Source organism: Antarctobacter heliothermus, from assembly GCF_002237555.1.
Lineage (GTDB): Bacteria > Pseudomonadota > Alphaproteobacteria > Rhodobacterales > Rhodobacteraceae > Antarctobacter > Antarctobacter heliothermus_B.
The window spans coordinates 3737331-3749496 of record NZ_CP022540.1; the positions used below are offsets into that span (position 1 = coordinate 3737331).

A 12166-nucleotide genomic window follows, 5' to 3' on the forward strand; every position below is an offset into this window, starting at 1 on the left:
AGAGTTGTCGTGGAGCTTTTTGTTGTCGTAACCCTGATCCTTGCGTCGTTTCTGGGAACCGGACTGATCGCCCTTGCGGTCCGGCGCGGACATCAGAAACGGGAGCAACTCAAGACATTTGCAGCCGAACAGGGCTGGACCTATCACCATACCCCTTCAACCGGCGGGCGCGGCAGCCGGTCGGTGATATCGGACCCGTCTGAGGGGTGGGAGCTGGTGCAGTATGTGCAGACAAGCGGAACACCGGGCGGCAATGGCAGCACGCGGCGTTGGACCCAGTTTACCCAATCCCGGTTGGCGCTGGACTCCGGGCTGGCGCTGCTGGGGCCGGAGATCCCGGAAAAAACCGCAGCCATGGCAGAGATGATGCTGGCCAAGACCGGAGGCGGCATGCTCGGAAAGATGCTGCTGGACCGGATGACCGGCGGGTTGGGCGACGAGGCGTCAGATTTGCGCGCGGTGTCCGGCGACGGGCGCGGCACATTGTTTGCAACGCCGGGATGTGAGGCCGCCCTGGCCCCGGTGCGGGACGTGCCCCAACTGATCGAGGCGCGCAAAGGGTTGAACGAGGCGATGCAGCCAGTGGTTTCGCTGGGGCGAGAGGGGCTGCGGATCAGGCGGACCGGACTGCTGCGCGGCACCGATGACATGCTGCGTTTTGTCGAACTGGGGCGAGCGTTGAGCCAGAAACTGAGCGGATGACGCCAGCTGTTTAGAAGACGAAAGGCGCAGGCTGGTTTGAGAACGGGACAAGGCGCTGTTGTCGCCACATCGCCCCGTCCACTATCGCTTGACCGACAGGTCGTTTACCCGGCCTGTGCCTCATCAAATGTATTGGCCAGCGCCTCTGCACGGGCGGCAATTTCGGCCAGCGCATCGGTCAGATCGTCCGGAATAACCGCCACTTCGACCTTTTCAGGAACGGGCGCTGGCTTTGACTTCAGCTCGGACAGTTCGCCCTCGACAGCCTTGAGCTTGTCCTGTGCCTCGCGCAGCCGTTCTTCCAGCCCGGCGGTCTTGTCCGCCAGCATCAACCCCGCCATCAGCAACATCCGCGCCTCGGGCATCCGGCCGATCTGGGTCACAAGCACCTGAGCCTCTGTGTCCAGCAGTTGGGCCGCCGACAGCAAGTACTGTTCTTCGCCCTGTTGGCAGGCAACCTCAAAGCTGCGACCGCCGATCTTGATCTCGACTTCCATCTGGCTCATCCCTGACTCCCGTCTTCTGCGGCCTCCGCCAGAAGCGGTGTCAGCGCGTCCAGCACTGCCCCGGTCTCTGCCGCCTCGGCAGAGCGCGCGGCGCGCAGCGCCTCCAGCTCGGCCTCCATGCCACGATTGATCAACTCTGGCTCACCGACACCCTGGGCGTTGGCCTCGCGCAGGGCGGCATTGGCAGCCATCAGCTCTTCGTTGGCGGCGCGCAATTTCTGCAATTCTGCGTCCAACGCCGCCAACGACGCAGCACCTGCAGCTTCAGATCTGGTGGCGTCCTCGGCCTCTGCCATGCGCGCCTTGAGCACGCGCAATCGCTCTTGCAACTGGGCATTGGCCATCTGCTCTTCGTCCAGCGCCTCTTTCAGCTCTGTGACCTCGGGCGTGTCGCCCTCATCGGTGTCCGACATCGTCTGCGCCTCTGCCAGAGCGCGTTCCATCTCTGCAGCCGCGTCAACACGAACGGCTGCCACTGCGGCGTCCAGGTCAGCCTCGGCCTGTTCACGCGCTGCGGCAAAGGCCTCTCGTGTCTGGGCCAACTCTTGTTCGGCAGCCTCTGCCCGGCCGCGCAATGCCTCATAATCCTCTGGTGCAGGGCCGGGGTTCAACCCGTCGATCCCCTGCCCGATGCGATCCAGTGCGCGTGTGATCCGCGACTGCAAGTCCTCGATCTGGCTCATATGCCCTGTTTCGTCCTCTTGCCCGGCCCGGTGCACGCTGTGCGCGGGGTGCCTTTTCCCTGTGGACCGAATCGCCGCACTTTGGGTTCTGGAAAGTTTAACAAGCGAAAAAGGAAAATGCGCCCCCTTATCTTCCAAGGCCTTAGACGGCGGCCTTCATGCGCCACGCGGCGCATTGCTTGCACTTCGCCACATGGCTGCTATTGACGCGGCAAAACCCCCAGCCAGAGGATCGAAACCCGGTGGATATCCAAGAGCTTCGTACCCGCAATCCGGATCACTGGATGCGCGCCACGGCCATCCGCGCGCTTGCGCTTGACGCCGTCGCGGCCGCCAATTCAGGTCACTCGGGCATGCCCATTGGCATGGCCGACGTCGCCACCGTGCTGTTCTCGAAGCACCTCAAGTTCGACGCAGCCCAGCCCGAATGGGCTGATCGTGATCGTTTTATCCTGTCGGCCGGCCATGGCTCGATGCTGCTGTATGCGCTGCTGTATCTGTGCGGCGACCCCGAGATCACGCTGGAGCAGGTCAAGAATTTCCGCCAACTGGGCGCCAAAACCGCCGGTCACCCAGAGAACTTCCTCGCCAAGGCGATCGAGACCACGACCGGCCCGCTGGGTCAGGGCATCGCCAACTCTGTCGGGTTCGCCATCGCAGAGGAAAGCCTGCGCGCGCGGTTTGGCCGGAAACTGATTGACCACCATACCTATGTCATCGCTGGCGACGGATGCCTGATGGAGGGCATCAGCCATGAGGCCATCGGTCTTGCCGGGCGGCTGGAACTGGGCCACCTGATTGTCTTCTGGGACAACAACGACATCACCATCGACGGCAAGGTGTCACTGTCGGATCGCACTGATCAGGTCGCTCGGTTCAAGGCATCGGGATGGCATGTGCAGGAAATCGACGGCCACGATCCAGAGGCCATCGACGCCGCCATCGACGCCGCCAAGAAGACCGGACAGCCGTCCATGATCGCCTGCAAGTCGCATATCGCCCTTGGCCACGCGGCGCAGGACACTTCGAAAGGTCACGGCGCGCTGACCAACGATGACCAGAACAATGCCGCCAAAGAGGCATGGGGCTGGACATCGGCGCCGTTCGACATTCCCGCCGAGGTCAAGTCCTGGTGGGAAAAGGCCGGATCGCGCGGTGCTGCGGATCGCGCCGAGTGGGAAACCCGTCTGGCGGACATGAGCGCGGCCCGTCAGGCCGAGTTCACCCGCGTCATGACCGGCGAAGCGCCGAAAAAACTGTCGGCTGTGATCAAGGCCCTGAAAAAACAGGTGTCCGAGACCGCGCCAAAGGTGGCCACCCGCAAAGCATCCGAAATGGCGCTAGAGGTGATCAACCCGGTGATGCCGGAAACGCTGGGCGGCTCTGCCGATCTGACTGGATCGAACAACACGCTGACCGGCGATCTGGGTGTCTTTGACACCGACAACCGCAAGGGCCGCTACATCTACTACGGTATCCGTGAGCACGGCATGGCCTCGGCGATGAACGGCATGGCGCTGCACGGTGGCGTGCGCCCCTATGGCGGCACTTTCATGGCGTTCACCGACTACGCGCGCCCCGCGATGCGGCTGGCCGCGCTGATGCAGACGCCGACGGTCTTTGTCATGACCCACGACTCCATTGGTCTGGGCGAAGACGGCCCGACCCACCAACCGGTCGAACATCTTGCGATTTCGCGCGCCACGCCGAACACACTGGTGTTCCGCCCCGCCGACACGGTCGAAACCGCCGAGGCCTGGGAAATCGCGCTGCGCCAGACCGGTACGCCGTCGGTCATGTCGCTGACCCGTCAGGGCCTGCCCACCGTGCGGTTGGAGCACAAGAACGCCAACCTGACCGAAAAAGGCGCCTATGTCTTGGCCGATGCAGAGGGCAAGCGTCAGGCGATTCTGATGGCGACCGGCTCTGAGGTGTCGATTGCCATGGCCGCACGCGATCTGTTGCAGGCCGAGGGGATCGGCACGCGGGTTGTGTCGATGCCCTGCTGGGAGCTGTTCGAGGCACAGGACGAAAGCTATCGCCGTCGCGTGTTGCCGGGTGGTCCGGTGCGCGTCGCGGTTGAGGCTGCGGTCAGCTTTGGCTGGGACCGCTGGCTGTTCGGGGAACGTGGCAAGCGCGACAAGGGTGCGTTTGTCGGGATGCCCGGTTTCGGTGCGTCGGCACCGGCCGAAGAACTGTTTAAGCATTTCGGCATCACCGCCGAGGCGGTGGCGGAAAAGGTCAAAGGTATGCTCTGAGCCTCCTTTTGATCTACGACACAGGGAAGCGGGCCGGAAACATCAGTTTCCGGCCCGTTTTCTTTTCTTGTCGCGGTGGGATCAGTGCAGCGGCTTGCCTGTCGGCAAGCGGTCCAAAACGGCACGCGCAGCGCGCAGGCCGGGCCGTTCCCCGCCGCGCCCCAGCCGCTGCATGGTCAGATCCATCGCCAACTGTTGCGCGCCGGGCGCGTCCAGAACTGCGCCGATGGCCTGTGTGATCGGTCCGGGCAGGCATTTGGCGCCAATGAACTCCGGGATCACGCGGGTTTCGGACACCAGGCTGACCAGCGTTACGCTGTCCACACGCAGCATCCGGCCAATGATCTGGCGGCTAAGCCAGCTCATGTCATAGGCGATCACCATCGGCGTCCCCGCTGCCGCCAGTTCCAATGAAACCGTGCCCGAGGCCGCCAGCGCCACATCCGCCGCCGCAAAGGCCGCGCGTTTGTCCAATCCGTCGGGGTCATTGGCAGGCTCAATCAACAGCGGCGCGCCCGGCCAATTGGCCACCTCAGCGCGCACCGTGGCCGCAACTGGCCCGGCGGCGGGGATCACCATCCGCAGATCCGGTCGCATAGCGTGCAGTTGGTGCGCGACCTGCGCAAAGATCGGCAACAGACGACCAACCTCGGACCGACGCGACCCCGGCAGGATCAACGCCATCTCTCCGGTGATTCCGTGGCGCGCGCGAAAAGCCAGCACCTGATCTGTCGTGGCCTGCGGTTCCATCACCACTGGATGACCAACAAAATCGCAGGGAATGCCTGCCGCCTCCATGTAAGGCGGTTCAAACGGCAACAAGGCCAGCACCTGATCCACATGTGCCGCCATCTTTTCGGCGCGCTTGGGGCGCCATGCCCAGACGGTGGGGGCCACATAATGCACCACGCGCACGTCAGACACCGCTTTGACCAGCCGCGCCACACGCAGGCTGAACTCTGGCAGGTCCACGGTGACCAGCACGTCAGGCCGCTCGGCCACAACCGCATCGGCGGTCTGTCGAATACGCGCCTTGAGGTGGCGGTATTCCTTGAGGATCTCACCAATCCCCATGATGCTGATTTCATCCATGTCGAACAGGCTGTCCAACCCTTCGGCCTGCATCAGCGGTCCGCCAATGCCGCGAAAGGTGACATCTGGCACCAGTTCTTTCAGCCCCGCCATCAGCGCCGCGCCAAGGCGATCCCCAGAGGGTTCCCCAGCGGTGATAAACACCCGCATTACGTCCCCCTTTCGCGCACCCAGAGGAATAGTCCCGCAGCGTTTAGCCGTTCTATCACGCGGACACGGTCCAGAACCATGACGCCGCCTGCCTCTATCACAATGCCGGCAAGACCGGCGGCGATTGCTCCCTCTGCCGTGCCGATCCCGATCACCGGCAAATCGGCGCGGCGGTCCTGACCGGGCTTGGATGCCTTGTACAGAACCCCACCATGCGCCTCTGGCCCCAGACCGCGCAGCATGGCATCGGTGCCGTCCTGCCCCTCGCGCGCGATGATCTGGGAGGCTTGCACAACACTTGCCTGCCCCAAATCGCGTCGCGCCTGATCGTCAGAGACACCATCGCCAACACTGGCCGCTTGTACCGCCGCATCTCCCGGCTGGGACACAGTCGGCACACCCGCGTCAGGCAACAGGTCCGGCACCAGTTCATGCGCCGCCAACACGGTGAAACCCGCCCCTTCGAGAATGTTAATGACGATCCGCAAGGCACCGTCGTCGCCATGACGCAGCGCGCGCAGAATTCGCGGGACAAGCGGCAAGGTCCGAAAATCCAATCGTGTAGGTGACAGGTCGGGTCGAGTCACGGCCCCACAGAGACACACCTGGGTCACACCGCGCGCTTTCAGCCAAACAAGCAAACCGCCCAACCGCTCCAACCGAAACAGGTGATCGGCCTTTAGGTGATCAGGTGGACACTGCTCCAGCCCACAGACCAGGAAAGACCCGGACGCGGCCTCGGCCACAGCGGCGGGCAAGGCTCCGCGCCCTGCGATCAAGGCCAGCATCGTCCCTCAACCCGGTGTCAGAAAGCTGCGGTCGCTGTCGCCAAGCACAAATTCGACGATCTCGCGTACATAGTCACTTTGGGTTTCTTCACCCAGTCGCCGCGCGCGATCTTGAAAGGCCCCTTCGCCCTGCGCCAACATCTGAAAGGCCGCGCGCAACGCTGTGATGTCGGACCGGGCCACGCCGCGCCGCTTGAGGCCAACCAGATTCAGCCCATCCAATACACCGCGCGGCCCCTGCACCAACCCGTGTGGGATCACGTCATTGGTCACCATGGTCACGGCCCCGATGATCGCGCCGCGCCCGATGCGCACCCATTGATGGACCCCCGACAAACCGCCGATGATCACCTCATCCTCAATCACGCAATGACCGGCCAGCGCGGCATTGTTGACGAGGATCACATTGTTGCCCACCTGAACGTCATGCGCCACATGACAACCCGCCATGAACAGCCCGTCGTTGCCGATGCGCGTGACGCCGCCACCGCCCTCAGTGCCGGTGTTCATGGTCACATGCTCGCGGATACGGTTGCGCTCACCGATTACCAAACTGGTCTTTTCGCCACGGAACTTCAGGTCCTGCGGGATCTCTCCGATCACGGCGAAGGGAAAGATCACTGTCTCTGCACCGATCTCTGTCGTGCCGGTGACAACCACATGGCTTTTCAGCTCGACACCGTCGTGCAGCACCACCTCTGGCCCGATATGGCAGAACGGGCCGATCACGCAGCCCTGTCCGAGCCGCGCACCGTCCTCGACGACTGCGGCAGGATGGATCACCGTGTCCACAGTCAAGACGGCAGGTCCATCATGGCGGTGAACTCCGCCTCGGCGGCCATGTCGCCCTCAACCTCGGCCACGCCGCCGAATTTCCAGACCTTGCCGCCCGGTTTGCCGCGCAGGGTGGTTAAACGCATCCGCAACTGGTCACCGGGCACCACCTTGCGGCGGAATTTGCACTTGTCGATGGCCATGAAATAAACCTTCATCTCCTTGTCGGCCATGTCGAGCGCGGCCCCCACCATAACGGCGGCGGTTTGTGCCATCGCCTCGACGATGGTCACGCCGGGCATGATTGGCAGTCCGGGGAAATGGCCCTGAAAATGCGGCTCATTCATGGTGACGTTCTTGATGCCAACTGCCGATCGCGTCCCGTCGATCTGTTCGACCCGGTCGACCAGAAGGAACGGATAACGGTGCGGCAGAATGCGCTGGATCAGCTGGATGTCCGCACTGAGAAGCGTGTCGGTCATGGGCGGGCTCCCTTCGAGTTTTGGCGTAATCCCTAGCAACGGCGGCGGGCGGGGGCAAGCGCAGGCTCACTCCTGCGGGTCAGGTTGCATCTCAAGGGGTTCTGGCATCGGATCGGGGGTGGGATCGAGCGTCGCATCGGCACCGTCGCCGATTTGGGCATCGATCCGCGCGATGGCTCGGTCTGAAATGTCGATGGAATCAGCCGCGACAAGCACCGTGCGCCGTTCAAGGATCAAAGTAGCGCCTGCCTCGCGCAGCAGGCCCTCAAGCACCGGCTGGGCGACAGTCAGGAACCGTCGGCGCGCCTCATCGGTGCGGGCACCAAGTGCACGCGCCTTTGTGTCTTGTTCATCGCGCAGGCGCTGAACCTTTTCGTCAAAGGCATCCGCCAGCTTGCGGAATTCATCAGGGGCCAGCGTCGAACGCAGGTCGGTCAACCCGCGCTCTTCTTCGGTCAGTTCGGCCTCTATTCTGCGATTCTCGGTCGCGATCGCGCGGCCCGCCTGCTCGATCTCGTTGTTCACACGGCGACCAAAGGCGCTTTCGGAAAAGACCCGCTCAAACTCGATCACAAGGATCGGCGTCGTGGGAACAGATTCCGCCAGGGGGCCGCCCTGCCCCTGCGCGCCTGCCGCGACGCCCCAAAGCGTCAGCAGCAGGATCGCAAGACGGGCGGTCAATTGCACACCCGCCTCAGAACTGGCTAGAGATCGTCAGGTTGAAGTTCTGCACCTCATCGTACTTTCGTTTCACCAGAGGTTCGGAGAAGTTCAGACGAAGCGGACCAAACGCGCTGTCCCAGAAGATCGAAAAGCCGATCACATGGCGGGCGTCAAAACCGGTGGAAACAACAGATTCGGTAGCTTTGTTCTTGGTTGAATCGCTCAATCCCCAGACCGAGCCGACGTCATAAAACAGCCCGCCGGAGATGCCGTATTCCTCGGGCAGGCCCAACGGGAACTCTGCCTCAAACCTTGCAACGGCGTAGAGATTGCCGCCCAACGCATCGTCGACACCGCCCCCGACTTCACGCGGGCCAATTCCGCCGTATGTAAAGCCACGCATGATGTCGGGCCCAACCAGGAAGCGGTCGGTCACCCGGCTGTCGCCTTGGGTGTAGCTCAATGCGCCGCCTTCCAAAGTCGCGCGCAGGGTGACTTCTTCATTCATGATACGGGTTTGGGCAATGGCCTTGGCGTTTGTCCGGATGAATGTGGTGTCGCCACCAAGTCCGGCAAAATCCTGTCCAAATTCGAAACGGTAGCGTGTGTTCGGATCCAGACCGCGTGCCAGCGAGTCGAAGATATAAGTATATCCAACCGAACTGTCATAACGCTCGCCCTCCGCCGCCTCAGCGATGACGATACCGCCGACATCGGTCGCATTTCGAATGTGGCCATAGTCCAGCGAATAGCGCAGTTGCAGGCGCGCCTGTTCGGCCACCGGGAATTCCAGGAAAGGCTGGAAGATGCCGGTGACGGTGTCGTAATCAGCATTCAGGTTATCAGTTTCCGAATACCCCAGCTGGAAGCCCAATGCGAGGTCACGCCCGAACAGACCCGGTTCCGCGAACCGCAGACCGTATTGCTGCGATTCGGCGGCGTTGCTGATCTTGAAGCTGAACGCCTGCCCGCGCCCGAGAAAGTTCTTTTCGGAGAACCCAAACGTGATGCCGATGCCGTTTGCCGTGGAATAAGATCCGCCCAAGCTGATGGAGCCGGTCGGCTTTTCCTCGACGTCCACATCGATGACAACCTGCTGTGGGCTGGAGCCTTCGCGCGCATCCACATCGGCCTTGTTGAAGAAGCCAAGCGCGCGGATACGTTCCGCGCTTTCGCGGATCGCACGCGGGTTGAACGGATCGCCCTCGACCACCTCGAACTGGCGACGGATGACGCGGTCCAACGTGGTGGTGTTGCCCTCGATGTCGATGCGCTCGATAAAGATGCGCTCACCGCGCACCAACTGGAACTCGATGTCCAGGGTCAGGTCCCGGTCATTGCGGCTGACGCGCGGTTCGACCCGGACAAAGTTCAGCCCCTCGTTCACCGCCAGCTTTTCGAGGCGAGCAATCTCATTCTCGACCAGTGCGGGCGAATAAACCTTGCCGCGCTTGAGACGAATCTTGCTGGCAAACAGATCGGCATCGACTTCTGACAGGTCAGAGGTCACGGAAACCTCACCAACCTTGAATTGCTGGCCTTCCTCAACGTTGAAGGTGACGAAATATCCGTCCCGTTCCTGGCTGAGTTCGGCGTTGATGCCGGTGATGCGGAAATCGACATAGCCGCGCGAGGAATAGAAGTCGCGCAGGAGCTGCTTGTCGAACTCCACCCGGTCCTCGATGAAGGTGTCTTTGCGGATCACGGCGCGCAACAGGCCCGCCTGCTTGGTATCCAACACGCGGCGCAAACGCCGGTCAGAGTATTGGCCGTTGCCGACAAAGCCGATGCGCTCAACCTCGGCAACGCCACCCTCAAACACCTCGAACACCAGATCGACGCGGTTGTCGCTGCGGCGGATGACCTTGGGCGAGACGCGCGCCGCCAGACGGCCCTGCACCTCATAGGCCTTGCTGACCGCCTGTGCGTCCGCCTCTGCCACGCGCGGGCTGAACACGCGGCGCGACTGCGATTGCACGATCTGAGCCAGATCCTCATCCTTGATGCGCTTGTTTCCCTCAAACGCGATGCGGTTGATGGTCGGATACTCAACGACACGAATGACCAGACGTGACCCTTGTGGGATGATCTCGACGGTCTCGAACAGACCGGAGCCAAGGATTCGCTGATAGGCGTCGTTCAGTTGTGCCGCCGATACGCGATCCCCCCGCGCGATTCCCGCGTAGGACAGGATTGTTCCCGGCTCGACCCGCCGGTTGCCTTCGATAGAGACGGCATTGAAGACATAGCTTTGCGCGTAGGCAATTTCGGGGATGGTCGCCACCCCCGCCCCCATCGCGACTGCGAGGCTCAGGGCGACAGCCCTGCCCGCATTCGTGACGTGATAACCCGTTGCACGGCCCTGCGCTTTGCGCGCGGAAATGACCTTTGCCATCTTCACAATCCACTTTGACATCCCGGAGTCGTGAGTACCGGGAATGCGGTGGCTTGTCAAAAGCCCGTCGGCGCGAATTTGACCAACTGTCGCCTGACAGCGACTAGTGCATCATCAGGCCCAGCCATCCCCCGAAAAACAAGGCGAAGACGATGGTCGAGATGTACAGCAGCCGGTCCCAATTGATGGTCACCAGCAAGCTCATACTGCGATAGCCCTCTTGAATCGTGTGCATGGAATCGGTCCTCAGTTGCGTAAGTGCAGCCTTGGTATGCCGTGCGATTCAGGCAGGATTTTGACGGCTCCTGCCCGAATTTATGTCAAGGACAGAACAAATCGTTGGAAAGTGCGAAGACCATCAACGAAAGCACAACAGTCAGGCCGATCGACATCAGCACCTTGAGCGCGCGGTCGCTGGGCGGACGCCCCGACACCGCCTCATAAGCGAAGAAGACAAGATGCCCGCCGTCCAGCACAGGGACCGGAAACAGGTTCAACAGGCCCACAGCCGTCGACAGGACCGCAATGAACCAGATGAAATTCGTGGTGCCCTGGCTGGCCATGTCACCGCTGGTTTCGGCGATTCCAATTGGCCCCGACAGGTTGCAGGTGCTGATGGCGCCGGTGGCCATGTGCCACAGACCCGACAGAGACCCCTCGATGATACGCCCCACCTGTGTGAACCCCGATCCAAGCGCAGAGCCGATTCCCGTCGCCTCTGTTGCCGGTTCAAAGGCAACGCCGCCAACAATTCCGATTCGGTAGAACGTCTGGAACCCGCCGCCCGGTTGCGGTTCATCCACACGGCGCGGAGTCATTTCCTTGTCCAGAAGCGTTCCATCGCGCCAGACGGTCAGTTGCAGTGTCGCGCCCTCTGATCCCTCAACCCGCTCTTTGAGTTGTTCAAAGGCATAGATTTCTTCGCCGTCCACGGCGGTGATGACGTCGCCTGCACGCAAGCCAGCATCGCCAGCCGCTGAACGCGGCGCAATCTGGGTCGCCAGCGGCGGATAGGTATAGGGACCGGCCACTGTGACCTGCTGCCCGTCGCGATCAACTGTATAGTCCAGCGTCGGCTGGTGCGGCAGCGCGTCAAAATAGGCCCCCATGACAGCCCGGTCGTCAGAATCGGGCAGCTGGCTGCCCTCAATGGCAAGAATTCGGTCGCCCGTCTGCAGCTCTTGCTGCACAGGAAGGGGGCGTAGGTCACCGACCGTTAATGGCTCGGCCAGTTCGCCGCGGAACATGATGACGCCGGTAAAGATCATGATCGACAGGGCAAAGTTGAACAGAGGCCCCGCCGCCACCGTCGCCGTGCGCGCCCAGAGCGGCGCACCGGACATGGTGCTGCGCATCTCATCCTTGCTCAGCCCCTCAACGGCCTCTTCGTCGACGCCGCCAGAGGCGTTTGCGTCGCCCCGAAACTTGACGTAGCCGCCGAAGGGAATCGCCGCGAGCTGCCATTTGGTGCCATCCCGGTCGACGCGCGACCAGATCACCGGACCAAAGCCCAAGCTGAACACTTCGGGAAAGATGCCGGACTTCTTGCCGACAATGTAGTGCCCGTATTCATGCACGGCGATGATCACCGAAAGCGCGACCACGAAGAAGATCACGGTCCAGAGGGCTCCGCCGAACTGCGGGATAAATGTCGTCGGGTCCAAGCTGCGGGC

12 protein-coding genes are annotated in these 12166 nt (G+C 62.2%); 2 read left to right on the forward strand and 10 right to left on the reverse strand.

Features of this window, described 5'->3' with window-relative positions; all coding sequences use genetic code 11:
• Positions 1-9: 9 nt before the first annotated feature.
• The gene (locus ANTHELSMS3_RS17735) at positions 10-702 is read left to right on the forward strand and encodes a hypothetical protein (RefSeq protein ID WP_094036040.1); all 693 of its coding nucleotides are present in this window, start codon (positions 10-12) and stop codon (positions 700-702) included.
• Positions 703-806: 104 nt separating this feature from the next.
• Here the strand turns inward: ANTHELSMS3_RS17735 and ANTHELSMS3_RS17740 are convergent, their stop codons facing one another.
• Together ANTHELSMS3_RS17740 and ANTHELSMS3_RS17745 are read right to left on the reverse strand one after the other, a co-directional pair.
• Positions 807-1208, reverse strand: a complete 402-nt coding sequence (locus tag ANTHELSMS3_RS17740; RefSeq protein WP_094036041.1) for a cell division protein ZapA — start codon at positions 1206-1208, stop codon at positions 807-809.
• Entirely contained in the window at positions 1205-1891 is a 687-nt protein-coding gene (locus ANTHELSMS3_RS17745; RefSeq protein ID WP_094037213.1) for a hypothetical protein, read from the reverse strand. Before ANTHELSMS3_RS17745 ends, ANTHELSMS3_RS17740 begins: the two co-directional genes overlap by 4 nt.
• A gap of 242 nt (positions 1892-2133) precedes the next feature.
• On the opposite strand from ANTHELSMS3_RS17745, the gene tkt reads away from it, so the two are divergent.
• Positions 2134-4149, forward strand: a complete 2016-nt coding sequence (gene tkt, locus ANTHELSMS3_RS17750; protein WP_094037214.1) for a transketolase — start codon at positions 2134-2136, stop codon at positions 4147-4149.
• Between the two features lie 81 nt (positions 4150-4230).
• On the opposite strand, the gene lpxB is transcribed toward tkt, so the two are convergent.
• The 8 genes from lpxB to rseP all read right to left on the reverse strand — a co-directional run bounded on the left by lpxB (position 4231) and on the right by rseP (position 12157).
• A complete protein-coding gene (gene lpxB / locus ANTHELSMS3_RS17755; protein ID WP_094036042.1) occupies positions 4231-5391 on the reverse strand; it encodes a lipid-A-disaccharide synthase in 1161 nt (386 codons plus the stop codon).
• Positions 5391-6179, reverse strand: a complete 789-nt coding sequence (locus tag ANTHELSMS3_RS17760; protein WP_094036043.1) for an LpxI family protein — start codon at positions 6177-6179, stop codon at positions 5391-5393. Before ANTHELSMS3_RS17760 ends, lpxB begins: the two co-directional genes overlap by 1 nt.
• A 6-nt stretch (positions 6180-6185) precedes the next feature.
• Complete coding sequence (lpxA, locus tag ANTHELSMS3_RS17765; RefSeq protein ID WP_094036044.1) at positions 6186-6971, reverse strand: acyl-ACP--UDP-N-acetylglucosamine O-acyltransferase; 786 nt, start codon at positions 6969-6971, stop codon at positions 6186-6188.
• 2 nt (positions 6972-6973) lie between these two features.
• Positions 6974-7435 (reverse strand): 3-hydroxyacyl-ACP dehydratase FabZ, encoded by a 462-nt coding sequence (fabZ, locus tag ANTHELSMS3_RS17770; RefSeq protein ID WP_094036045.1) that lies wholly within the window; start codon positions 7433-7435, stop codon positions 6974-6976.
• 66 nt (positions 7436-7501) lie between these two features.
• A complete protein-coding gene (locus ANTHELSMS3_RS17775; protein ID WP_094037215.1) occupies positions 7502-8116 on the reverse strand; it encodes an OmpH family outer membrane protein in 615 nt (204 codons plus the stop codon).
• A gap of 13 nt (positions 8117-8129) precedes the next feature.
• The gene (bamA, locus tag ANTHELSMS3_RS17780) at positions 8130-10394 is read right to left on the reverse strand and encodes an outer membrane protein assembly factor BamA (RefSeq protein WP_254694936.1); all 2265 of its coding nucleotides are present in this window, start codon (positions 10392-10394) and stop codon (positions 8130-8132) included.
• 202 nt (positions 10395-10596) lie between these two features.
• Positions 10597-10728 carry a hypothetical protein gene (locus ANTHELSMS3_RS26375; protein ID WP_302630576.1) on the reverse strand — a complete coding sequence of 44 codons (132 nt, stop codon included), beginning with the start codon at positions 10726-10728 and terminating at the stop codon, positions 10597-10599.
• A gap of 85 nt (positions 10729-10813) precedes the next feature.
• A complete protein-coding gene (rseP, locus tag ANTHELSMS3_RS17785; protein ID WP_094036046.1) occupies positions 10814-12157 on the reverse strand; it encodes an RIP metalloprotease RseP in 1344 nt (447 codons plus the stop codon).
• Positions 12158-12166 lie beyond the last annotated feature (9 nt).

What these genes read in the sequence shown, in the direction of transcription:
- ANTHELSMS3_RS17740 (WP_094036041.1), bottom strand. Translation starts at nt 1,208, where the DNA reads ATGAGCCAGATGGAAGTCGAGATCAAGATCGGCGGTCGCAGCTTTGAG.
- ANTHELSMS3_RS17745 (WP_094037213.1), bottom strand. Translation starts at nt 1,891, where the DNA reads ATGAGCCAGATCGAGGACTTGCAGTCGCGGATCACACGCGCACTGGAT.
- lpxB (WP_094036042.1), bottom strand. Translation starts at nt 5,391, where the DNA reads ATGCGGGTGTTTATCACCGCTGGGGAACCCTCTGGGGATCGCCTTGGC.
- ANTHELSMS3_RS17760 (WP_094036043.1), bottom strand. Translation starts at nt 6,179, where the DNA reads ATGCTGGCCTTGATCGCAGGGCGCGGAGCCTTGCCCGCCGCTGTGGCC.
- fabZ (WP_094036045.1), bottom strand. Translation starts at nt 7,435, where the DNA reads ATGACCGACACGCTTCTCAGTGCGGACATCCAGCTGATCCAGCGCATT.
- bamA (WP_254694936.1), bottom strand. Translation starts at nt 10,394, where the DNA reads ATGGGGGCGGGGGTGGCGACCATCCCCGAAATTGCCTACGCGCAAAGC.
- ANTHELSMS3_RS26375 (WP_302630576.1), bottom strand. Translation starts at nt 10,728, where the DNA reads ATGCACACGATTCAAGAGGGCTATCGCAGTATGAGCTTGCTGGTGACC.